The sequence below is a fragment of the Rhodococcus sp. SJ-2 genome (assembly GCF_053750035.1).
The window spans coordinates 1,665,105-1,687,604 of the sequence record NZ_CM132340.1 but is presented as its reverse complement, the minus strand read 5'-3'; the positions used below and the strand labels follow the sequence as shown (position 1 = coordinate 1,687,604).

Annotated in this window: 23 protein-coding genes and 1 pseudogene; 17 read left to right on the top strand and 7 right to left on the bottom strand. The window is 64.9% G+C overall.

Annotated elements, in window-relative coordinates; genetic code table 11:
- Positions 1-166: 166 nt before the first annotated feature.
- The 5 genes from ACSYG9_RS07760 to ACSYG9_RS07740 all read left to right on the top strand — a co-directional run bounded on the left by ACSYG9_RS07760 (position 167) and on the right by ACSYG9_RS07740 (position 4,525).
- On the top strand, positions 167-1,726 hold the full coding sequence (locus ACSYG9_RS07760) for an FUSC family protein (protein WP_440127589.1): 1,560 nt from the start codon (positions 167-169) through the stop codon (positions 1,724-1,726).
- 262 nt (positions 1,727-1,988) lie between these two features.
- A complete protein-coding gene (rsgA, locus tag ACSYG9_RS07755) occupies positions 1,989-3,074 on the top strand; it encodes a ribosome small subunit-dependent GTPase A (protein ID WP_454841941.1) in 1,086 nt (361 codons plus the stop codon).
- Positions 3,075-3,130: 56 nt separating this feature from the next.
- Positions 3,131-3,643 carry a GNAT family N-acetyltransferase gene (locus ACSYG9_RS07750; protein ID WP_440126622.1) on the top strand — a complete coding sequence of 171 codons (513 nt, stop codon included), beginning with the start codon at positions 3,131-3,133 and terminating at the stop codon, positions 3,641-3,643.
- 67 nt (positions 3,644-3,710) lie between these two features.
- Positions 3,711-4,169 (top strand): helix-turn-helix domain-containing protein, encoded by a 459-nt coding sequence (locus ACSYG9_RS07745; RefSeq protein WP_440126621.1) that lies wholly within the window; start codon positions 3,711-3,713, stop codon positions 4,167-4,169.
- A complete protein-coding gene (locus ACSYG9_RS07740; protein WP_440126620.1) occupies positions 4,166-4,525 on the top strand; it encodes a HepT-like ribonuclease domain-containing protein in 360 nt (119 codons plus the stop codon). The genes ACSYG9_RS07745 and ACSYG9_RS07740 overlap by 4 nt, the downstream gene beginning before the upstream one ends.
- A 783-nt stretch (positions 4,526-5,308) precedes the next feature.
- Here the strand turns inward: ACSYG9_RS07740 and ACSYG9_RS07735 are convergent.
- From ACSYG9_RS07735 to ACSYG9_RS07725, 3 genes are all read right to left on the bottom strand, one after another.
- Positions 5,309-6,715, bottom strand: a complete 1,407-nt coding sequence (locus ACSYG9_RS07735; protein ID WP_454841938.1) for an amino acid permease — start codon at positions 6,713-6,715, stop codon at positions 5,309-5,311.
- A complete protein-coding gene (locus tag ACSYG9_RS07730; protein ID WP_454841936.1) occupies positions 6,708-7,961 on the bottom strand; it encodes a Glu/Leu/Phe/Val dehydrogenase dimerization domain-containing protein in 1,254 nt (417 codons plus the stop codon). Before ACSYG9_RS07730 ends, ACSYG9_RS07735 begins: the two co-directional genes overlap by 8 nt.
- Before the next feature lie 141 nt (positions 7,962-8,102).
- Entirely contained in the window at positions 8,103-8,612 is a 510-nt protein-coding gene (locus ACSYG9_RS07725) for a winged helix-turn-helix transcriptional regulator (protein WP_440126617.1), read from the bottom strand.
- Positions 8,613-8,799: 187 nt separating this feature from the next.
- Here ACSYG9_RS07725 and hppD point away from each other — a divergent pair, with 187 nt between their 5' ends.
- The gene (gene hppD, locus ACSYG9_RS07720) at positions 8,800-10,005 is read left to right on the top strand and encodes a 4-hydroxyphenylpyruvate dioxygenase (protein ID WP_454841935.1); all 1,206 of its coding nucleotides are present in this window, start codon (positions 8,800-8,802) and stop codon (positions 10,003-10,005) included.
- A 79-nt stretch (positions 10,006-10,084) separates the two neighbouring features.
- A complete protein-coding gene (locus ACSYG9_RS07715; RefSeq protein WP_440126615.1) occupies positions 10,085-10,711 on the top strand; it encodes a maleylpyruvate isomerase family mycothiol-dependent enzyme in 627 nt (208 codons plus the stop codon).
- A 16-nt stretch (positions 10,712-10,727) separates the two neighbouring features.
- Here the strand turns inward: ACSYG9_RS07715 and ACSYG9_RS07710 are convergent, their stop codons facing one another.
- Positions 10,728-11,171, bottom strand: coding sequence for an SRPBCC family protein (locus ACSYG9_RS07710; protein ID WP_440126614.1), 444 nt, complete (start codon positions 11,169-11,171; stop codon positions 10,728-10,730).
- Positions 11,172-11,327: 156 nt separating this feature from the next.
- On the opposite strand from ACSYG9_RS07710, the gene ACSYG9_RS07705 reads away from it, so the two are divergent.
- The 5 genes from ACSYG9_RS07705 (at position 11,328) to ACSYG9_RS07685 (ending at position 16,187) form a co-directional block, all read left to right on the top strand.
- Positions 11,328-12,455, top strand: coding sequence for an NDMA-dependent alcohol dehydrogenase (locus ACSYG9_RS07705; protein WP_454841933.1), 1,128 nt, complete (start codon positions 11,328-11,330; stop codon positions 12,453-12,455).
- A gap of 36 nt (positions 12,456-12,491) precedes the next feature.
- Positions 12,492-13,118, top strand: coding sequence for a TetR family transcriptional regulator (locus tag ACSYG9_RS07700; protein WP_440126612.1), 627 nt, complete (start codon positions 12,492-12,494; stop codon positions 13,116-13,118).
- A gap of 89 nt (positions 13,119-13,207) precedes the next feature.
- Positions 13,208-14,425: an acyl-CoA dehydrogenase family protein gene (locus tag ACSYG9_RS07695; protein WP_454841932.1), complete on the top strand. Its 1,218-nt coding sequence runs from the start codon at positions 13,208-13,210 to the stop codon at positions 14,423-14,425.
- Positions 14,422-15,453 carry a phosphotransferase gene (locus tag ACSYG9_RS07690; protein WP_440126610.1) on the top strand — a complete coding sequence of 344 codons (1,032 nt, stop codon included), beginning with the start codon at positions 14,422-14,424 and terminating at the stop codon, positions 15,451-15,453. Before ACSYG9_RS07695 ends, ACSYG9_RS07690 begins: the two co-directional genes overlap by 4 nt.
- Complete coding sequence (locus ACSYG9_RS07685) at positions 15,450-16,187, top strand: SDR family NAD(P)-dependent oxidoreductase (protein ID WP_454841930.1); 738 nt, start codon at positions 15,450-15,452, stop codon at positions 16,185-16,187. Before ACSYG9_RS07690 ends, ACSYG9_RS07685 begins: the two co-directional genes overlap by 4 nt.
- A gap of 76 nt (positions 16,188-16,263) precedes the next feature.
- On the opposite strand, the gene ACSYG9_RS07680 is transcribed toward ACSYG9_RS07685, so the two are convergent.
- Positions 16,264-16,863: a ribulose 1,5-bisphosphate carboxylase large subunit gene (locus ACSYG9_RS07680; protein ID WP_454841929.1), complete on the bottom strand. Its 600-nt coding sequence runs from the start codon at positions 16,861-16,863 to the stop codon at positions 16,264-16,266.
- Between the two features lie 93 nt (positions 16,864-16,956).
- On the opposite strand from ACSYG9_RS07680, the gene ACSYG9_RS07675 reads away from it, so the two are divergent.
- Genes ACSYG9_RS07675 through ACSYG9_RS07660 form a run of 4 tightly spaced genes read left to right on the top strand, consistent with a single transcriptional unit; the run spans position 16,957 to position 19,418 of the window.
- Complete coding sequence (locus ACSYG9_RS07675) at positions 16,957-17,460, top strand: methylated-DNA--[protein]-cysteine S-methyltransferase (RefSeq protein WP_454841928.1); 504 nt, start codon at positions 16,957-16,959, stop codon at positions 17,458-17,460.
- Complete coding sequence (locus ACSYG9_RS07670) at positions 17,441-17,950, top strand: RNA polymerase sigma factor (RefSeq protein WP_454841927.1); 510 nt, start codon at positions 17,441-17,443, stop codon at positions 17,948-17,950. The genes ACSYG9_RS07675 and ACSYG9_RS07670 overlap by 20 nt, the downstream gene beginning before the upstream one ends.
- A complete protein-coding gene (locus ACSYG9_RS07665) occupies positions 17,947-18,534 on the top strand; it encodes a methylated-DNA--[protein]-cysteine S-methyltransferase (protein ID WP_454841925.1) in 588 nt (195 codons plus the stop codon). The genes ACSYG9_RS07670 and ACSYG9_RS07665 overlap by 4 nt, the downstream gene beginning before the upstream one ends.
- Positions 18,531-19,418, top strand: a complete 888-nt coding sequence (locus ACSYG9_RS07660) for a DNA-3-methyladenine glycosylase family protein (RefSeq protein WP_454841924.1) — start codon at positions 18,531-18,533, stop codon at positions 19,416-19,418. Before ACSYG9_RS07665 ends, ACSYG9_RS07660 begins: the two co-directional genes overlap by 4 nt.
- A gap of 2 nt (positions 19,419-19,420) precedes the next feature.
- Here ACSYG9_RS07660 and ACSYG9_RS07655 read toward each other — a convergent pair whose 3' ends face one another.
- Positions 19,421-20,071, bottom strand: a complete 651-nt coding sequence (locus ACSYG9_RS07655; RefSeq protein ID WP_440126603.1) for a TetR family transcriptional regulator — start codon at positions 20,069-20,071, stop codon at positions 19,421-19,423.
- Between the two features lie 105 nt (positions 20,072-20,176).
- On the opposite strand from ACSYG9_RS07655, the gene ACSYG9_RS07650 reads away from it, so the two are divergent.
- Positions 20,177-21,199, top strand: a complete 1,023-nt coding sequence (locus ACSYG9_RS07650) for a hypothetical protein (protein ID WP_454841923.1) — start codon at positions 20,177-20,179, stop codon at positions 21,197-21,199.
- Positions 21,200-21,504: 305 nt separating this feature from the next.
- Here the strand turns inward: ACSYG9_RS07650 and ACSYG9_RS07645 are convergent.
- A pseudogene (locus tag ACSYG9_RS07645) lies at positions 21,505-22,428 on the bottom strand (cytochrome c oxidase subunit I); the annotation flags it as partial.
- Positions 22,429-22,500 lie beyond the last annotated feature (72 nt).

Here is a 22,500-nt window from a genome sequence, read left to right as displayed (position 1 = left end):
CGGATTCCGGGTCCGATGGCGTGAGATGCGCCTCATGCGCTTTCCTGGATTCGGGGATGGCCTCGTCCGCTTCCTACTCTGAACAGTTGTGGCGAACGGAGCGGATGGTCAGCAGGCGGTGGCCACTGATCTCCCCATCCCCGCTCCGGGCTCGCTGCGGACGGCGATGCTGGCAGTGCCGCCTCACGGGCGGCGCTGGCCGGGTGCGGCACGTGCCGCACTGACGGTTGCATTACCGGGGTTCATCGGTGTCGCGATGGGGTTGGGTTCGGTTGCGGCAGTCGCCACCCTCGGCGCATTTGCCGTCGTCTACGGCGAAGGAAGGCCCTACCGGAAACGGTGGCGAGTCATCGCGATCGTCGGGCTGGTTCTCGTCGCGTTGGCAGGGGTCGGCGCAGCCATCGGGTCGGAGGTCCATCGTGTCGTGAGCGCGGGGGGATCCGCGTGGTGCACGATGGCGGTGGTACTCGCGATGACGGTAGTGGTGGCGGTATGCGCATTCGTCGTCGATGCGCTGCGTCTCGGCGCGCCCGGAGCGTTCCTGCTGCTGTTCACCCTGGAAATCGCATCCTTCCTGCCTGCCTCAGGTGTGTCCGTCGCGTCGGTCGTCACGTGGACTGCGATCGGCGCGGGCACGGCGCTCGTAGTCGGGATGTCCGGCGTGCTGGTCCGGCCGCGCACCCCGGAACGTATCGCGGTCGCTGCCGCGGTTGCCGCTGTCGACGCCGTGATGGCGGAGAACTCGGCGATGCGTCGCCGCACCGCGGTCCACGATCTGCACGCCGCGTGGCAATGCCTGCACGATGCGGGGCTCGCCGAATCGGCGGGAAACGCCGATGCGGAGACCTTCCCGGACCATCCGCTGACACAAGAGTTGTATGCCGCCCATCTGCGCTGTACCGCAGTTCTCCATGCGGGCCACCACGATGAAGCCACCCCTGCGGACCACCTCAGGCCGCAGATCCCGCTGCGCAGGCCCTCGGTGCGTTACCGGCTTGCTCGTGCGGCGCACCTTCGAGCACGGTCGACGACCATTGTGGTGCGGCTGCTTGTCGCATGCCCGGCGGCCGGGGCGATCGCCGTCGCGCTGGGAGTCGGCAGGTCGGATTGGGCGGTCATCACGGCTGCGATGATCCTGCACCAGGGACCGGACCGGATCCTCGGCACGTACCGGGCAGTTCACCGGTTCGTCGGCACGGTGCTCGGTCTCTCATTGCTCGCCGGACTGGTGTGGTTCGATCTGCACGGCGCTGCGCTCGTGGCCGTCCTGGCTTTGGCGATGGCCGGGACGGAGAACTTCCTGGTGCGCAACTACGGACTGGCGATGGTGTTCATCACCCCGCTCGCGATGATCCTCGGTGTACTCGGAACGCCGGGCGATCTGGCAACGGTTGCTCAGGACCGATTCCTCGAAACGGTGGTCGGGGTGACTGTGGCGGTGGTTGTCATGTGGTGTGTGCTGCCGCGCGCGCATCGCAGGCACCTCACATTCGCGGATGCGCGGATCCGTGACCGCATCTCGGAAATGACAATCGCGACCGACGGCGAGGACCTTCCCGAGCTGCGTCGCGACCTCGAGTTCGACCTGCACGCCTCCACCGCCGCAGCCATCACGGCCGCTCACACCGAACCTGTATGGGCCCGCGATCATTGGCCGGAGCACCGTCGTCTGCACGAACTCGGCTACCGGATTCTGACGTCCTCCGGTGGTCTCTGTCGCGGATGAAGGCCGGGGGCCGGTAAATGGCTGGTGGGACGCTGCCGTCGGGTGTTAAAGTCGTGCGTCCGAGTTCGACGTGGTTCTAGAGATCGGGAGGTGAGTTGATGATTGCGGCGAAGACCGCTGCGCTGTGCAGCGCCCGGATCATCCTTACTTCCTGGGCTCCGGTCTGATCGATTCCCATCGTCGATAGCGGCGCGAACCGTATCGGCTTGTAGCCTCGATGGTTTCGGTGCTCGAGCGGGGCCCCTCACCCAAGGGTCTCACCATGTATTCATCTCGACCTTCCTCGTCCCCGTCTCCGCTGTCCGCACTCGGCTGGGACGACTCGTTCGAAGCGCTGTTCGCTGAATATGCGGCCGCTGGTCTGGTTCCGGCTCGCGTCGTGCGGGTCGACCGCGGGCGCTGCGACACCTTGACCGCATCGGGTCCTGTCCGCGCAGCCAGCGTTGCGGTCGCCTCCCTCGACCCCGTCCTGTCCGTATGCACGGGCGACTGGGCAGCGCTGCGCCCAGGTCCGGAACCGGAACTGGTGGCACTGCTGCCACGGCGCAGCGCAATCACCAGGGCATCATCGGATCGCACATCCCACCAGCAGGTTCTGGCAGCGAATGTCGATTCCGTCGTCATCGCGGTATCGCTCGCGGCACCGCCCAATGAGGGCCGGATCGAACGCCTCCTCGCGCTGGCCTGGGACAGCGGCGCCAAGCCCGTCATCGTTCTCACGAAAGCCGATGTCGCCGACGACCCGGGAGCAGCGCGGGCCGGCGTCACTGCCTTGGCTCCCGGCGTGGACATCGTCTCCACCAGTTCCACCACAGGTGCTGGTCTGGACGTCCTGTCGGAGGTGCTGACCGGGACCACGGTCCTCCTCGGCCCGTCAGGAGCAGGGAAATCCACCCTCGCCAACGCGCTCCTCGGAAGTGAGCAGATGGGCACCGGCGAAGTGCGGGCCGGCGACGGCAAGGGCCGGCACACCACCGTGCACCGCGAGTTGCTGCCGTTGCGGGGCGGCGGAGTGCTCATCGATACCCCGGGTCTGCGAGGTATCGGATTGCACGATGCCGCAGGCGGGGTCGAGCGGGTGTTCTCCGAGATCGAGGCCTACGCGCACGACTGCGCTTTCCGTGATTGCCAACATCGCAGTGAACCCGGCTGCGCCGTGCAGGAAGCCATAGTCGACGGCAGGTTGGATGTAGGCCGACTCGATCGATACCGCAAGTTGTTACGCGAAAGCGAGCGGGCCGCCACCCGAGGCAACGCCGCTCGTGCGGCGAGCAAGAGAAGCAAAATCCAGAAGCAGATCACGCGCGACCTTCGCGCGACCTATCGATTCCGCGACCGCCAGCGATAACCCCGACCGTGACGCTATCGCTGTGCCACTTACCATCTCGAACGGAGACGAACGCTTTGAGCACTCATACCGACTGGATTTCTCGCGCCGAGACCGACGCCGAGATCCCTGCAATCCGCGAGATCAACCTCGCAGCATTCGATACCGCAGAGGAAGCTGACCTTGTCGACGCCCTACGCGCCGATCCTGCCTGGATAGACGGCCTGTCCATCGTCAGTGCGGGACCCGACGGCAAGCCCGTCGGGTACGCGCTGCTGACTCGCTGTCACGTCGACGATACCCAGGCACTGTGCCTGGGGCCGTGCGCGGTCCTGCCCGAACACCAGAACACCGGGGCGGGTGCCGCTGCGATCCGTGCTGCTCTCGAGGCCGCGGAGCAGGCGGGTGAGAATTTCGTGATCGTTCTCGGACATCCGAACTACTACCCGCGGTTCGGGTTCACCCGCGCTTCCGAATACGGCATCCGGCTCAGTATCGATGTCCCGGACGAGGCATTGATGGCGTTGAGCCTCAGCGCCGAACCGCTGCCCAGCGGCACGGTCCGCTACGCAGCTCCCTTCGGCATATAACCGGAGCCGGAAATGCTCCGCGGACGGACGGAATCTGACGATAACAAATATTGTTATCATGGAATTCGTGACCGCAACATTCAGCGACTTCCTACGAGCTCGCAGGGGCATTCTGGGTCTTACCCAGCGTGATCTTGCGACTCGTTCCGGCGTCAAACAGCCATTGATCGCCGCGTTCGAGACCGGGCGGCGCGTGCCGTCCGAAGCGGCACGGACGGCGTTGATGGACGCGCTTGTCCTGCGACCGTCAGTAGCGTTGGAGATGCGGCGTGACGAGGTGAAGAAGCTCTTCGCGCGGGCGAATCTACCCGAGCCACAGATATTCGGGTCAGTGGCTCGGGGCGACGACGAACCGTCGTCCGACCTGGACCTGATCGTGGACTTCACCGATGGGCATGACATTGTTGATCTGCTGGCGCTTCAGGGCGATCTCGAAGACCTGCTGACGGTGCGTGTGGAGGTCATCGACGGCAGGAGCGCCGGGAAGGTCATCGGAAGTGCGCGAGCGGAATCTGTTGCGCTGTGAATGAACCCGAATCAGGGCGCAACGCACGTGTGTGCCGCCGACTGGAGGATCTCTCGGAAATCGCAGCTGATGCCGCCTATACCGTCGGCCTCGGATTGGATGCGTATCTGGAGGACAGTGCGCCGGGGAGAGTTCTCCGCAACAACGGTCGGCATATCCTGATTCAGGTGGCCACCGTCGTCGAGAAACTGCCGGACGCATACAAAGCAGCACACCCCGATATCGAGTGGGTGGCGATCGGCCGGATGCGGAACCTCATTGCTCATCACTACGACAAGGTCAACGATCGTCTCATCTTCACTACCTTGGCGACACGGATACCTGATCTCGTCGGAAAACTCGGTCTGGTCGACTGAATGGGACGACCCGGCTGCCCCGAGCGAAGCCTCCACTGAGGTCTTCCTCGGGGCCACCGGGCGCCTGTGCCACTCCGCCGACCGACGAATGTGGTCGCTGTGAGCTTCATGGTCTCCCCTTCCGAAGGTGTCTTCAAGGGGGCAGACCTGCCGGCTATCGGACCTGAGTTAGGACATTTTTGCTTAGTGTCCTGTTTCGAACCCCATCCTGCTGAGAATCTCCTGTTCAGCGCGGCCGCCGGCCAACCCATCGTCGCGAGCCCCTCGTCGGGAGGTCGATCTCTCGCACTGAACGCAGGGGGCGACCACGAATCCCATGAACACGATCGTCAGGAGGTGTGCTTCGCCAGTTCGATGGAACGATGGCCGTGCCCGTAGCTCGACCCTCGCCGTGCGGAACGACTGCTTGTGACCGTGTCGACGCCCTAGGCATCGATGACTTTTCCACCGCACCAAGGATAATGGGATGTCAAACCGTTAAGGACCGTCGGTCGCCCAGCGTTGATGTCGAATTTCGATCCCACTTCGTCGAGCGTGGTGAGATCCGAAGCCAAGGACGTGTCGACACGGCAACAATGGCCGTCTCAACTCCGTCCGCATCGTCACGACCGCAGGCGATACGACCGCCCGAACCAATCTCGTTAGTGTCCCAATCCACCGTCGCGACATCGCGAACGCGCAGGTAGCGGAGCTGGGGGACTTCCTACCGGCTAGTAATGTCCTAACTCGGGAGCTTCATGGTCTCCCCTTCCGAAGGTGTCTTCAAGGGGGCAGACCTGCCGGCTATCGGAGACTCATGGCCTTGGTGCTGCGACGGTGGAGAACCGTGCACGCACCGGCAATGGCAGCCGTGAGGGCGCCGGTCGCGAGCAACTGGGTGCGGGCGGCGCTGTCGAAAAGCGCCAGCACCACGATGCCGGCGAGCAGGCCGAGCGTCGCGTACGACAGGTATGGAAAGCCCCACATCTTCAGCGGCAGAGCATCTTCGGTGCCGTTGCGTCGAGCGCGACGTCGCAACACCATGTGCGACACCGCAACGAACGTCCACAGCACCAGGATCGTGGAACCGACCGCGTTGAGCAGTAGCGGGAGAACCTTGTCGGGGTAGGCGTAGTTCAGTCCGACGGTGACGAACCCGAACGCGACCGACGCGAGCACCGCGTTGCGGGGCACCCCGTTCTTCGAGGTGCGTCCGAATGCGGGGTGCGCCGAACCTCGGTGCGACAGCGAGAAGATCATCCGCGACGCGCTGAAGAGCATTGCGTTGAGTGACGACAGCAGTGCCACCACCACGATCACGGTCATCACCGCGGCTGCACCCGGCACGGCACCGGCCTGCAGCACCGCGACGAACGGTCCTGTGGCGAGGTCTTCCGACGTCCACGGCAGGATCGTCACCATCACCAGTACGGAGCCGATGTAGAACACGAGGATTCGCCAAACCAGGGTGCGTACCGCACGGCCGACATTGCGTCGCGGATCGGATGTTTCCGCGGCGGCGATCGCGATGATCTCGGTGCCACCGAAGGCGAAGACGACGATCAGCAGTCCCGCGGCGATGCCGGCGATTCCGGTGGGCGCGAAACCGCCGTGTGCTGTGAGGTTCGCGAACCCGGTGGTGTCGAACGTGGGTACCCAACCCGCGATCATGGCGATCCCGATCGCGAGGAACGCGACGATCGCGGTGATCTTGATTGCGGCAAACCAGAATTCGACCTCACCGAAACGCTTCACGCCCACGAGGTTCACGCCCGTGAGGACGATCATGTAGAACAGGGCCGATGCCCACTGCGGGATGCCGGGAAGCGCCACCGCGGTGATCGCTGCTGCACCAGTCGCTTCGGCGGCGATCACGATGATCACCTGCACCCAGTACAGCCACCCGATCGTGCGTCCGGCGACCGGGCCGAGCGCGGCCTCGGTATGGGTGGAGAACGCGCCGCTGGCCGGGTTCGCGGCTGCCATCTCGCCCATCATCCGCATGATGAACACGACGAGCACTGCCGCAACCAGGAACGAGATCAAGATGGCCGGGCCCGCGACCGCAATTCCCGCGCCGGACCCGACGAACAGTCCGGCACCGATCGCGCCGCCGAGGCTCATCATCACGAGCTGGCGCGGCTTCATCGCGCGATGCAGCCCGGCCGGTTCGGCGGTCGTGGTGGGCGCCACGACGAGAGTGTCAGTCATCGATGCGCTCCCCGGCGGGAACAAGCTGGTCGAGCGCGATCTCGAAGGCGGTCGCGGCGAGGCCGGTGTGCTCGGCCGAGCGATCGTGGCAGCGTCGCAGCGCGGCTTCGATCGTGCCGGACACATCGCCGAAGATCGCTGCGTCGGACACCTCTGTCTCGCCTTCCATGAGCTGAGCGAACGCGCGGGCCATACCGCAGTTGGCGATGAAATCCGGGATGACGGAGAACGATTTGTCGGCGTGCTCGTAGGTCGGGCCGTAGAAGATCTCGTCATCGGCGAACGGAACATTCGCGCCGCTCGCAATCACCTCGAGTCCTGCGGCGGCCATCCGGTCGACCTGCTCTCGGGTGACAAGACGGCTTGCGGCGCACGGGAGGAAGATTTCGGCGCCCAGATCCCAGATCTTCTCGTTCACCTCGGCAAAGGGCTGCATGCGGTCGCTGTTCAAGGCGTTGCCGTTGCGGGTGAGCAACAGGGTGCGGATCTCGTCGAACGACAAGCCTTCGGGCTCGAGGATTCCGCCGTCGCGGTCGATGATGCCCACGATCCGGGCACCGGCCTGCGCGAGATAATAGGCGGCAGCGGCACCGACGTTGCCCCATCCCTGCACGATGACGCGCTTCCCCGCAAGATCATCACCGGGATACAGGCGCTGGTGGTGGCGCACCGATTCGGCGACACCCCATCCGGTGATCAGATCGGCCACGGTGTATTTCGCGTCGAGCGCCGGTGTGAATCGCGGATCCTCCACAACCTTCGCGACGCCGAGCCGCAGCTGCCCGACGCGCTGAATGCGATGGCGCTCGTCGTTGCCGAAATGCCCTGTGACAACGCCTTCCTGGGGGTGCCAGAGGCCGTTGGCCTCGGTGATCGGGACGACCTCGGCCATCTCGTCGACGTTGAGGTCCCCTCCGGTGCCGTAGTAGGCGCGCAGCAGCGGTGCGACGGCGGCGAACCAGCGTCGCAGGACGCCGTCCTTGCGGGGATCCGACGGGTCGAAATCGATGCCGGACTTCGCGCCACCGATCGCCGGGCCCGACACGGTGAACTTGATCTCCATGGTCTTCGCGAGCGACTCGACTTCGCGGCGATCCAGTCCGCGCCGCATACGGGTGCCGCCGCCTGCCGCCCCGCCGCGCAGTGAGTTGATGACGACCCAGCCGCGGGCGGTGGTGTCGGTGTCGTGCCATTCGAAGACGATTTCGGGGGCTTTGTCTTCGAATTTCGTCAGCAGGTTCTTCATAGCGAAGAACTGTGACGGCAGTAACAATCAGCCCGCAACTGCGGCTCAGGCAACTGTGCACGGTGCGGAGGTCCGGAGCTGCCCCGGCCGGATTTTCTGTGCAATCCGCACAGTTGTATCGATTCCTGCTGGTGAATCAGGTCAACGACGGTATGCCGGCGCCTTCGCCGATCGTTCGGGCTCGAGTGTTCGCAGCAGTGGCATCGCGCGGTAATGCACCACTTCGGACAGCACCATCACGCTGGTCGACCGAGCGACGATCGACGACCTGTTCAATTCGATGAGAGTCTGCTGTAGCCCGATGTGTGAATCGGCACCGATGCGGCACAGAATGTCGCCTGCTCCCGTCGTAGCGAATGCTTCGAGCACTCCGGGAATCGCCTCCAGTACTTCGGTGACCGCCTCGAGTGCGCCTTGAACGATCTCCATCGTCACGAAGGCCTGAACTTCGAATCCTGCTGCAGCCAGGTTGATTCGGGGCTCGTATCCGGCGATGACGCCGGTGTCCTCCAGTCGCTTGAGGCGTGCAGAGACCGTCGCGCGCGCAACCGTCAGGCGACGTGACAATTCGAGTGCACCGATCTTCGGATCGGCGTGCAGCGCGTCGAGCAGCGCAAAATCCAACTCGTCCAGTTGTACGGGCTCGCGCATGGCGGGTCCTTCCCATCGAGCCGCAAATTCTATGCCGATTGTATAGCTGTACGTCCACTCTCCTGTGGATTCGAGCCAACACGACCAGTTGGGAAAGGGGACGTTGCGCGACCCCGTTCGATGGGTTTCTCCTGGTGATACACGACACATCGACCGGTGCCGCAGACGGCGGCAGGAGGTTCACGACATGACGCTCGAATACACCCTCACCGACAGCGAGAAGCTCGCTCACCTCGACGCCGACGAGCTGCATCGACTCGTCGGGCTCGTCGAATACGACAGCGACAGTGACCCGTTCCCCGTGAGCGGCTGGGATGCGGTGGTGTGGGTGGTCGGTAATGCCACCCAGACCGCGCACTACTTCCAGTCCGTCTACGGAATGGAACTCGTCGCCTATTCCGGTCCGAACACCGGAAACCGTGACCATCATGCATACGTATTGCGCAGCGGGGCTGTGCGATTCGTGGTCAAGGGCGCGGTCGACCCGGACAGCGCGCTGATCGAGCATCATCGACGCCACGGCGACGGTGTCGTCGACATCGCGCTGCAGGTGCCCGACGTCGACAAGTGCGTCGAACATGCCCGCCTGCAGGGCGCGACGATCATCGAGGAGCCCCGAGACATCGCCGACGAGCACGGCACCGTGCGTACCGCGGCGATCGCGACGTACGGCGACACCCGCCACACCCTCGTCGACCGGTCACGCTACAACGGGCCGTACCTGCCCGGGTACGTCGAGCGCACCTCCACCTTCCGCAAGCGTGACGGTGCCCCGAAGCGGCTGTTCCAGGCCCTCGATCACGTGGTCGGCAATGTCGAGCTGGGCCGGATGGACGAGTGGGTCGATTTCTACAACCGGGTCATGGGATTCACGAACATGGCGGAGTTCGTCGGAGACGACATCGCCACCGATTATTCGGCGCTCATGAGCAAGGTCGTGTGCAACGGCAACCACCGCGTCAAGTTCCCGCTCAACGAGCCGGCGATCGCCAAGAAGCGTTCGCAGATCGACGAGTATCTCGACTTCTATCAGGGCCCGGGCGCGCAGCATCTCGCACTCGCCACGAACGACATCCTCACCACAGTGGATTGGTTGCGGGCCGAAGGCGTCGAATTCCTCGCGACCCCCGACGCGTACTACGAGGACCCCGAACTGCGCGCGCGGATCGGTGAGGTGCGGGTCCCGATCGAGGAACTCCAGAAGCGCGGGATTCTCGTCGATCGGGACGAGGACGGGTATCTGCTCCAGATCTTCACGAAGCCGATCGGTGACCGCCCGACAGTGTTCTTCGAACTCATCGAACGCCACGGGTCGCTGGGATTCGGTAAGGGGAACTTCAAAGCACTGTTCGAGGCGATCGAGCGAGAGCAGGCTGCGCGAGGCAACTTCTGATCGTGTTCTGATCGCGCGATGAGTTCCTCACCTCGGGCCGGTCTGCACTGGCAGAAACTCCGAGTGAAGGGACCGGCCGATGCCGAAGTCTGCACATCCGTATGTTGCCGGGGAACGGCGAGACCTCCTCGAGGTACTCGACCGACTCGACGAGCAGCAGTGGGCCACTGCGTCGCTGTGTGAAGGGTGGCGGATTCGAGAAGTGCTCGCGCACACCACCGCAGCGTTTCGCTACAGCATTCCGAAGCTCGTTTTCGCGATGGTGAAGGCGCGAGGTGACGTCAACCGCGCGTCCGACGCGTGTGCCCGTGCCGACACTCGTGCATTGTCGGACGCAGAACTACTCGACAGTCTGCGGATGAACATCGAGCATCCGTGGCATCCTCCCGGAGATGGGCCGGAGGCAACACTGTTCCACGAAGTGATTCATGGTCTCGACATGACCGTCGCGCTCGGCATCGACCGAACGGTGCCGAGCGAGCGCATCGAGATGATGACCGGATCACTGAAGCCCAAGGCCATCGACTTCTTCGGCGCCGATCTGACCGGTGTCCGATTGGAGGCCGACGATCACGACTGGTCGTTCGGCGCTGGCTCTACGGTCACCGGATCGGCTCAGCATCTCCTGCTGGTCCTGACCGGCCGGACGCTTCCGCCGGGTCTGTTGTCAGGGGAGCAGAGCGGACGGTTCACCGCAGGGGTGTGAACCTGTTCGCGGGGTGTCAGGCGAGTTGCGTGAGACGGGTGCGCAGCGCCTGCTCGGTCTGTCGTACGGCCGTGCCCACGATCGGCTCGATGAGTTTGCCGAGGGCGCGGCCGGCGAGGCCCCCGGGAAGTTCGTAGCCGAAGATGACGTCCAGGCGGGCTTGCCCGCCGTCGAGTTCGGTGAACTTCCACGACGATGACGTCCGGAAACCCGAGACCGACGACAACACGATGACCTTGCTGTGTTCCCATTCGACGATCTCGACGCGGGAATCGAGGTTCTTCGGGCCGACCCGCATGGTGGCGTCGAACATCGCGCCGAGGCCCTGGATCTGTGCTCCGACCGGTTCGAATCGGACGACGCCGAACATCCACTCGGGGACGGTGCGATGGTCGTCGACGTAGTCGAACGCGACGTCGACAGGAACATTCGCGACGGCGCTGTGGCGGACCTCGATCATGGTGAGTAGATCCCTTCGACACTTGTTTCTGTTACGTAGGGTAGCTATTACTTTTCGGTGCGGGAAGAGGCGCGGCCGAAGTTCTCTCCCGAAATGCCGGAAAACCTGTTTCACTCTGCGGTAGATCGCGTGGTTCCCATCGCATAGGAGGCTTCGGTGAAGGTCAAGGCGGCAGTGGTCAAGGGCGTGAACCAGCAGTGGGAGATCGAGGAGATCGATCTCGGCGACCCGGTGGCGGGTGAGGTGCAGGTCAAGCTCGCGGCGTCCGGGTTGTGCCACTCCGATGAACATCTGCGTACCGGAGCGTCACCACTCCCGTCGTTCCCTGCGCTCGGTGGTCACGAGGGTGCGGGCGTCGTCACCAAGGTCGGTCCGGGCGTGACCTCGGTGGCGGAGGGCGACCACGTCGTACTCGCGTTCATCCCGGCATGCGGACGGTGTCGCTCGTGCGCGAAGGGACTGCAGAACATCTGCGACGAGGGCGCCGGACTCCTCACCGGAAAGGCGATTTCCGACAAGACCAACCGGGTGACGCTGGACGGCGAGCCGGTCATCCAGATGTGCCTGCTCGGTACTTTCGCCCCGTATGTCACGGTCAACGAGGCCTCGGTCATCAAGATCGAGAAGGATATCCCGCTCGAGAAGGCTGCGCTTCTCGGTTGCGGTGTCGCGACCGGCTGGGGATCGGCGACGGCAATCGGCGGCACCAAGGTCGGTGATGCGGTGGTCGTGATCGGCGTCGGTGGCGTCGGTATCAACTCTGTGCAGGGCGCGGCCCACGCCGGTGCGCGCTTCGTGATCGCGATCGATCCTGTCGAATTCAAGCGGGACAAGGCCAAGGAATTCGGTGCGACGCACACCTTCGCGTCGCTCGAGGAGGCCGCGCCGGTGATAGGTGAGATCACCTGGGGCGCAATGGCAGACGTCACGATCATCACCGTCGGTGAGATTCACGGCGACATGATCGCGCCTGCGCTCGCGGTGACCGCGAAGGGCGGCCAAGTCGTGGTCGTCGGTATGGGTGACGCGCGGGATACCGAGGTCACCATGAGTCTGTTCGAGCTCACGCTGCTGCAGAAGCGGGTGCAGGGCGCGATCTTCGGCGGTGTCGGGCCGCGTTCGCAGATCCCGAAGCTGCTCGAGTTGTACCGGAACGGGCAACTCGAACTCGATGGTCTCGTCACCAAGACCTACAAGCTCGAAGACATCAACGAGGGCTATGCCGACATGCTCGCAGGCAAGAACCTGCGCGGGGTCATCGTCTACGGCGACGACGACTACTGAGTCTGTATGGGATGGCCGTCCTTTACCGTGATGTCCATGGACACGCGTGAGGATCAGGTCTCCGGCGACACCGGGTCGTGGCGAGATTACGGCCCGGTGTCGTTACCGAAACCTCTGGCTGCCGCACTCGACGCGTTCGCCGAGCGAGGCTACGACGGCACCTCCATCCGGGAGATCGCCGCGCGCGCGGAACTCTCCGTCCCCGGTCTCTATCACCATTACCCGTCGAAGCAGGCGCTCCTGGTGTCGCTGACGACGGCCGTGATGAACGAGTTGCTCGACCGCAGTCGTCGTGCCCTCGCAGAGGCCGGACCGACGCCGTCCGAGCGGTTCGACGCGGTGGTCGAGTCGCTGCTGCGGTTCCACATGTTCCGCCGCGACCAAGCATTCGTCGCTTCCACGGAGATGCGCAGCATGGAGGCCGAGAGTCGCGAGGCATACGTCGCGCTGCGCGACGAGCAGCAGCGCATGATCGACGACATCATCGAAGCGGGAGTCGAGTCGGGGGAGTTCACGACGCCGTTTCCCAAGGATGCGGGACGCGCGGTGGCGACGATGTGCATCGGGGTGGCCGATTGGTATCGCCCGGATGGCGCGCTCACCCCCGATGAGCTCGTCCGGCGGAATCTCGCCATTGCGCGCAGTGCTGTAGGGGCGCGCTGAGCTTCCGCTCGTCTTGACCGGACCGGCGCGGATATGTCACGGTATCCGTAACCGAGCGATCGATCGGTCGGTGTGGAGAGGGAGTGATCATGGCAGTCGATCTGTCGTATTCGGATCAGGTAACCGGCCTGGTCACGAAGACCGAAACATTCATCCGCGACCACGTGTTGCCCATCGAGGACGCCAACGGTGGTGACATCACCGCTGCGGGCGGCGACGCCATCCGTACGGACCTGCAGAAGGCCGCGAAGGATGCGGGAGTCTTTGCACCCCACGCCCCCGTCGAGTACGGCGGACACGGTCTCGGCATGTCCGACCGCGCACCCGTCTTCGAAGCGGCGGGCTACTCGCTGTTCGGACCTACCGCACTGAACATCGCCGCGCCCGACGAGGGCAACGTGCACATGCTGGCGCACATCGCGAGCGACGAACAAAAACAGCAGTTCCTCGCCCCGCTCGCGGCGGGCGATGTCCGCTCCGCGTTCGCGATGACCGAACCCGCCCCGGGCGCAGGTGCCGATCCCAACGCGCTCAACACCCGCGCCGAGAAGGTCTCGGGTGGATGGAAAATCAACGGCCGCAAGCACTTCATCACCGGAGCCGATGGTGCCGGATTCTTCATCATCATGGCGCGCACGTCCGGTGAACCCGGCCAGCGCGGCGGCGCCACCATGTTTCTGGCCCCGGCGGACACCCCGGGCCTGACGGTCGGCAGGCACATCGGCACCCTCGACAAGTCCATGCTCGGCGGTCACTGCGAGGTGACGTTCGAGGATCTGTTCGTCCCGGACTCCGCCGTGCTCGGTGAAGCCGACCAGGGCTTCGCCTACGCGCAGGTCCGGCTGGGCCCGGCGCGCATGACCCACGTGATGCGCTGGCTCGGTGCTGCCCGCCGTGGTCACGACGTCGCCGTCGGATACGTCTCCGAGCGTGAAGGCTTCGGCTCGAAGCTCGGCGATCTCGGCATGATCCAGAAGATGGTCGCCGACAACGAGATCGACATCGCCGCCACCCGTGCTCTGCTCACGCAGGCATGTTGGGAGCTCGACCAGGGCTCCCACGCCGCCAACGCCACCTCCATCGCCAAGACCTTCGCGGCCGAGGCGATCTTCCGGATCGTCGACCGCTCGGTGCAGATGTGCGGCGGTCTCGGCGTATCCGAAGATCTGCCGCTCGCCCGTCTCTCGCGTGAAGTCCGTCCCTTCCGGGTGTACGACGGGCCGTCCGAGGTGCACCGTTGGGCCATCGCGAAGCGCACCGTCGGGGCCGCCCGTAAGGCTGCCGCTGCGAAGGCAGCCACGTCATGACCACGGTGCACCACGAAGGCCTCGATCTTCCTGCCCTCCAACGATTCCTGTCGGAATCCGGGGTAGGCGTCGAAGGTGAACTGCGTGCGGAACTCATCGCAGGCGGCAAATCCAACCTCACCTACGGCATCTTCGACGACACATCGAAGTGGGTACTCCGCCGTCCTCCCACCGCCGGTCTGACACCCTCTGCGCACGACGTGGCCCGTGAATTCCGCATCACGTCCGCGCTGCAGGACAGCGGAGTGCCGGTAGCGCGGACGATCGCGTTGTGCGAGGACGACGCAGTGATGGGCGCACCGTTCACTGTTGTCGAGCATGTCGACGGACGCGTCATCCGCAGCAAGGACGACCTCGACACTCTGACCGACGACGAGATCGCACGCTGCACCGACGAACTCGTCCGCGTCATCGCAGCCTTGCACAATGTCGACTTCCGTGCCGTCGGCCTGGGCGAACTCGGCCGCCCCGATGGGTACGTCACCCGGCAGGTGAAACTGTGGGCGAGCCAGTGGGGCCGGGTCAAGACACGTGAACTTCCGGACCTCGAACGTCTGCATGCGTCACTCACCGATTCGATTCCCGAATCGCCTGCACCGTCGATCGTGCACGGCGACTACCGCATCGACAACACCATCCTCGACCGGAACGATGTCGGAACAATTGCGGCAGTGGTGGACTGGGAACTGTCGACACTCGGCGACCCGCTCACCGACCTCGCGCTGATGTGCGTGTATCGGCATCCGGCACTCGACGATGTGCTCGGATTCCCTGCCGCGTGGACGAGTCCGCGCCTGGCTGCCAATGACGATCTGGTCCAGCGATACGCGGTGGCCTCGGGTCGCGACATCGCGCACTGGGACTTCTACATGGGGCTCGCGTACTTCAAGCTCGCCGTGATCGCCGAAGGCATCAACCACCGGTGGCGAGTCGGCGCGACCATCGGAGACGGGTTCGACAAGGCAGGCGAAGCAGTTCCCGCCCTTGTCGCAGCCGGTCTCGACGCAATGAAGGGAGCAGACTCGTGACGGCGAGTGCACTGGTGACCGGGGCGTCACGCGGCATCGGGTTCGGTGTCGCGGTGAGGCTCGCCGAGCAGGGATATGCCCTCACGATCTCGGCACGCGACGAGGAGCGGCTCGAGAAGGCCGCCGGTCGACTGCGTGAGGCGGGTGCCGCAGAAGTACGCGCGGTCGCCGCCGATCTCGCCGATCCCGAAGTGGCGGCACGAGTGGTCGGTGCGCACGAGGAATCGTTCGGCACGATGCGGGCCCTGATCCTCAACGCCGGTGTCGGCACCGCGGGCGCGATCGCAGAATTCCCGGCACGGCGCTTCAACAAGACACTCGCGGTGAACCTCGCCGCACCGTTCGCGTTGCTCCAGGCATCGCTGCCGCTGTTGCGGGCAGCTGCTGCAGCAGACCCTGCCCGAGGAGCGAAAGTGGTGGCCTTGTCATCCATCACCGGCGTGTATGCCGAAGCCGGGCTTGCGGCCTACGGCGCGACGAAGGCCGCGTTGATCTCTCTGATCGAGACCCTCAATCTCGAAGAATCCGGCAACGGAGTCTCCGCGTCGGCGATTGCGCCGGCCTATGTCGACACCGACATGTCGGACTGGATCAAGGAGAAGATCCCCGCGGAGACGATGCTCGAGGTCAACGACGTCGTGGAACTGGTCGACGCGCTGCTCAAGTTGTCGTCGCGCGCGGTGCTGCCGCGGCTGGTTCTCAGTCGTGCCGGCTCGAGCATGTACGAGGTTTGACGGCCCCTGCGGTTGTGGCCGAACGTCACCTTCATGCAGTTCAACGGTATGAAGGTGACGTTCGGTCAATGAGGCGTCAGTCGTTCTGGGGCTTGTCCTCGCCGCGGCGGAACAGGAAATTGAAGCCGGGCATTCCGGTGATGGCCCGACGCACGTCCTTGGCGACCTCGAGCAGTTCGTGAAGTTCCGGCCCGACGGTCTCGAGGGTCGCCAGGACCGGCATCAGGCCGACCATTCGCTGGGAGAGTTCCGGGAACTGATCGAGCATCAGAATCGCCGCGTGCACTTCGTCGGGCGACAGTTCGTCGAGGAATTGCGACGCCAGCGGTGCTGCCTGCTTCGCGAGTGGCGCGTAGGTATCGAGCAGTTCACCGGCGACGTCGGTGCTGGCACCCGCCGACTCGATGACCTGCTTCGCGTGGGCAGCGGTACCCGCAGCTTCCTCGATGACCAGCGTGGTCGCCTCGATCACCGCAGCTGCTCGTGCAACGGCTGCGGCAGCGTCGGTGACGACACCGTCGACGCGTGCGACGAGTGATTCGGCGGTGTCGAGCAATACCTCGACGCGAGCGGGAATGGTCGCGGCGAAAACAGCCGTGGCGACCGTGCCCTCGACGAGGGTGCGTGCTGCACCGGTGATCGATCCGACGAGGGGCAGCGGTGGCAGCGAGATCATCCGCCCATAGTGCCCGAACAGGGCACCTCACGTTTTCGCCGCCCCGTGCGTCTACCCCATGTAGACCTTGCACCGGATGGAAGGATCGAAGCCGTGACCGCATCACGTACTCATACTGTGATCGGCTCGCCGATCGGCGAGCTGACCCTCGTGAACACCGACGGAGTGCTGTCGGGCCTCTACATGCCCGATCACCACCCTGCCCCGGATCGCGACGGCTTCGGACCACAGAGCGCTGCCGGGTTCGAGGACGCCACCGCCCAACTCCGCGAGTACTTCGACGGCACACGCACGACCTTCACGATCCCGCTCGCACCGGCGGGTACCGAGTTCCAGCACACAGTGTGGGCAGCGCTTCGAGCCATCGAATTCGGCACCACCTCGACCTACGGGGAAGTGGCAGCCGCGATCGGCCGCCCCACCGCGGTTCGGGCGGTCGCGGCGGCCAATGCACGGAACCCACTGAGCATCGTCGTTCCGTGCCACCGCGTCATCGGCAGCAGCGGCAAACTCACCGGATACGCCGGGGGAGTAGAGCGCAAACTGTTCCTCCTCGAGCAGGAGAAGCGGATAGCCCATGCCCCCACACCGGCCTGAGACACATCTGCCACCGTTCGAACGGGTCGTGGCCGAGCACGGTCCGACGGTGCTCCGGGTGTGCCGCGCCATGCTCAGCGTCGCCGATGCCGACGACGCGTGGTCGGAGACGTTCCTCGCGGCACTGCGTGCGTACCCGGATCTGAAGCCGGACGCCAACCTCGAGGCGTGGCTCGTGACCATCGCGCATCGAAAGGCCATCGACGTCCACCGTGTGCACGGGCGGACACCGATACCTACCGAGGTGCTACCCGAGCGGGCATCGACCACCGACCTTCCCGGCACCGGCGACGACGAACTGTGGGGCGAGGTTGCGGCCCTCCCGTTCACCCAGCGCGCCGCGCTGGTCTACCACTACATCGGCGGACTGCGGTACGCGGAAATCGGTGAACTGCTGGGCAACACCGCAGAAGCTGCACGTCGTGCCGCATCCGACGGCCGTGCAGCATTGCGTCGTCACTACAGCACCGAGACAGGGAGCGTGTCATGACCTTTCCGACGCCACCGGTCGCGAAGTCCGATCTTGCGTGGCTGCATCGACAACTCACGATCGATGCCGAAGCCGCCGGCCTCCTCGACGTCGCCTACCGGACCGTCGACACCACGGTCGGTCCTCTGCTGCTCGCTGCGACCGACGCCGGACTCGTTCGCGTCGCGTATGTCGCCGACGGACAGGACGACGTGCTGGACGACCTCGCGGCGCGGATCAGCCCTCGCATCCTCGAAGCGCCGCGCCGACTCGACGCCGTGGCGACGCAGCTCGACGAGTACTTCGAGGGCAATCGCGCATCGTTCGATCTACCGCTCGACCTCCGGCTCGCCACCGGGTTCCGGCGCGATGTGATCACGCACCTCCCCGACATCGCCTACGGGCACACCGCCAGCTACGCCGAAGTCGCGGCGGCGGCAGGCAGCCCGAGGGCTGTGCGTGCAGTGGGTACTGCCTGTGCGAAGAACCCTCTGCCCGTGATCGTTCCCTGCCATCGGGTGGTGCGCAGCGACGGCGGGATCGGGCAGTACGTCGGGGGTATCGAGGCGAAACAAACTCTGCTGAGCCTCGAGACCGCGGCATGACGATCCTGCAACTGCCGGTGACACCGCCGTTCGCCGCGTCCGCGATGCTCGATGCACTGCGGAGCCACACGGTCGCGGGTTATGAGCGGCACGACGCACAGACCCGCACGCACAGCCGCGCGGTCCGGGCTCGCGGTGGCCCCGCGGTGGTGTCGGTGACGTTCGCGAGCGATCCCGAAGCCTCTCATGTCACTGCACGGATCGACGCCGCCGACGATCGCGACGTGCCCGAACTCGAACAGCGCATCCGCACCTGGCTGGACCTCGACGCCGAATCGACCGTGATCGACGCGGCGCTGGGAGCAGACCCGATCCTCGCACCCCTCGTATCGGGAACGCCCGGCCTGCGCGTGCTCGGCGCCACCGACTGGTTCTCCACCGCTGTGCAGACAGTGCTCGGGCAGCAAGTGAGTCTTGCGGCGGGCGCGACGTTCACGGCGAGACTCGTTGCAGCATACGGAGAACCCGATTTCGACGGGTTGCGATGTTTCCCGACGCCGCAGCGTCTCAAGGGTATCGATCCGGACGAACTGAAGACGACGGTTCGAATCACTGGGGCGCGCTCACGTACGGTGTATGCGCTGGCGAACGCTGCAGCCGACGGACTCGACCCGGCATCGAGCTCCGAGTTTCGTGACGACCTACTCGTGCTGCCGGGAATCGGACCGTGGACCGTCGACTACCTGTCGTTGAGGGCCCTCGGCGACCGCGACGCCTTTCCCTCCGGCGACCTCGTGCTGCGCCGAGCATTGGGAGGCATCACTGCCGGTGAAACGACCACGCGCGCAGAATCATGGCGGCCGTGGCGCGCCTACGCCGTATCTCACCTGTGGACACACGCCGCCTACCGTGTGGCAGGTGGCCGACCTGATCGCGGACAGTAGGTTCACCGGCGCACTGGGGTACGGGATTTCTCCTCGGCTGCATCGAGCGCCGGCGCCAGGAGGGAAAGTGCCGCACGGAGCTCGTCGGCAAGTGCACCGGACACCATGATCAGGCCGGTGCCGGCGAGGGGCTCGGTGGCCGGTCGCAGCCACCGGTCGAGCGCGATACGGACCGCGGCCGTCACGCTGGCAGCGAGTACGCGGGCTGCGCGCTCGTCGGTGTCTTCGAGGCGGTCGGCGATTGCGTCGGCCAGGGGGTGCTCCATCGCGCTCGTGGAGCCGAGGAACACCTCTCGAAGGGCCGGGTGGGTGGTGATCAGCAGCAGTGCGTCGCGGTGATGTTCGCTCGGGGCCGTGTACTGCTCGACGATCGCATCGGTGATGGCATCGACAAGCCGGGTGGCCGACGGGTGCGCTGCAATTGCTGCCGCGACCTGGGCCTCCCGCTCGGCGGTGACGGCGGCCACGATCGCGTGCTCGCGACTGGGGAAATAGTTGTTGTAGGTCCTGGGTGAGACACCGGCCGCCTCGGCGATCTCTTCGACGCGCACGTTCTCGGGTCCGCGTTCGCGCGCGAGCTGTAGTGCTGATTCGCGTAGTGCTCGGCGTGTGGCCTGTTTCTTTTTCTCTCGCCATCCCTGTGTCGTCGTCACGACACCAGCATGACACTGTAGGTGCGTGCACGCAATATTGCGTGCACGCATGTTGATGCCTACTGTGGGCGATCGAAGCAGCCAGCGGACGAAAGGGACGGGTAGATGCGCGGCAAGGGCATGACATACGACACCGGCTTCGTCCGGAACGGCAAGACCTCACGTGAGGAGTTCGCCCCCGAGGTGGTCAGGCGCGAACTTGCCATCATCCGGAACGATTTGCACTGCACCGCAGTCCAGATCACCGGCGGTGACCCCGCTCGACTCGAACTCGCCGGCCGTTATGCCGCGGAGTTGGGGTTGGAGGTCTGGTTTTCCCCCTATCCACTGGAACTGACTCCCGGCGAGATCGTGACCTTGTTCGCCGACTGCGCCGAGCGAGCCGAACGGATACGACGCTCGGGCGCCGAGGTCGTATTCGTCGCCGGTGTCGAGCTGAGTATCATGAACCGCGGATTCACCTCTGGTGAAAGCACTTCCGAGCGTCTGGACCACCTACTCGGAGACCCTGAATTCCGGTCTGCCCGGTTCGCCGAGGTGAGCACCCGTCTCAACGACTTCTTCTGTGAGGCACTGCCGATCGTTCGCGCACACTTCCGGGGCAAAGTCACATACGCATGCATACAGTTCGAGCACGTCGATTGGGCGCCGTTCGACTATCTGTCGATCGAGCTGATTCGCTCGGCAGAGGTGGCCGACCGTTTTCGTGAGGGTGTGCGCACGCTGGTCGCACAAGGAAAGCCGGTGGCCGTCACCGGATTCGGAACAGCAACGTGGCACGGAGCCGGCGACATGGCGCCGCGCAGCATGGATATCGTCGAGTACGACGAGCACGGTGACCCGATCCGGTTGCAGGGGCACTACAGACGTGACGAGGCAGGCCAGGCCGACTATCTGCGCGAGCTGTTGGAGATCTTCGACACCGAGGGCGTCGACAGCACCTTCGTGTTCCTCTTCGCGCTGTACAACCACCCCCATCGCCCGGACGGCGACCCGCGCGATGATCTGGATCTCGCCAGCTTCGGGATCGTCAAGGTTCTCGAGAATCACCGCGGGCAGACGTACCCCGATATGGCGTGGGAGCCGAAAGAGTCGTTCACTGCGGTGGCCGAGCACTACCGACGCTGATGCCCGCCGCCTGGTCGAACGCGCACATCGACAGCGTCGGCGACGGTACGGCCCTCATTCGTGCAGGCCGTCCTGATCTCGGATTCACACGCCATGTGCGCAGGTGGGAACGCGCCGGGTTACCGCTGAGGATTTCGTTCTCGGCGATGAGGACGGCGAGTTGGTCGTGCAGGATGCCCCATCGCGTGCGCTTGCTCGACGGTGAAGGTCTCGCCCTGCAGGCAGGTGCGGGAGGCCACGGGCTGTCCCCACGCGTAGGTGAGCGGCACGGTGTGACGCGGATACGTGAACAGTCGAACCGCTGGTCAGCGGGGTGTGTTCGTCTTGTCGGGTGGCCTGCGGTCGGCGCCTTCGAGCACATTGACTTCACGTTTGTGGCTACCCGGCCCGACATGCGCCTCCGCGCGCATCCGCTCCGACATGTGCGGGTAGTGCAGCTCGAACGCGGGCCGTTCGGAGCGGATGCGCGGCAGTTCGGTGAAGTTGTGGCGCGGCGGCGGGCAGGTGGTGGCCCATTCGAGTGAATTGCCGTAACCCCACGGGTCGTCGACGGTGACGACCTGCCCGTAGCGGTAGCTCTTGAACACGTTCCACACGAACGGCAGCGTCGAGACCCCCACGATGAACGCCCCGATCGTGGAGATCGCATTGAGCGTGGTGAACCCGTCGGACGGCAGATAGTCCGCATAGCGACGCGGCATGCCCTCGTTTCCCAGCCAGTGCTGCACCAGGAACGTGGTGTGGAACCCGACGAATGTCAGCCAGAAATGCCACTTACCGAGCCGCTCGTCCATCATCCGGCCTGTCATCTTCGGGAACCAGAAATAGATGCCGGAATACGTCGCGAAGACGATGGTGCCGAACAGCACGTAGTGGAAGTGCGCCACCACGAAGTAGGTGTCGTGAACGTGGAAATCCAGTGACGGGCTCGCGAGGATGATCCCGGTCAGTCCGCCGAACAGGAAGGTGATGAGAAAGCCGAGGGCGAACAGCATCGGCGTCTCGAACGTGATCTGCCCTCGCCACAACGTGCCGATCCAGTTGAAGAACTTCACCCCGGTCGGTACCGCGATGAGGAAGGTCATGAACGCGAAGTACGGCAGTAGCACCGCTCCGGTCGCATACATGTGGTGCGCCCACACCGCGACCGACAGAGCGGCGATCGCGATGGTCGCGTACACCAGGCCGGTGTACCCGAAGATCGGTTTGCGGCTGAAGACCGGGAAGACCATCGCCATCGGGTGTTGTCAGCTGGGTCACGCCGATCACGTCGACACCGGCCGACCTGTACACCGTTGAGG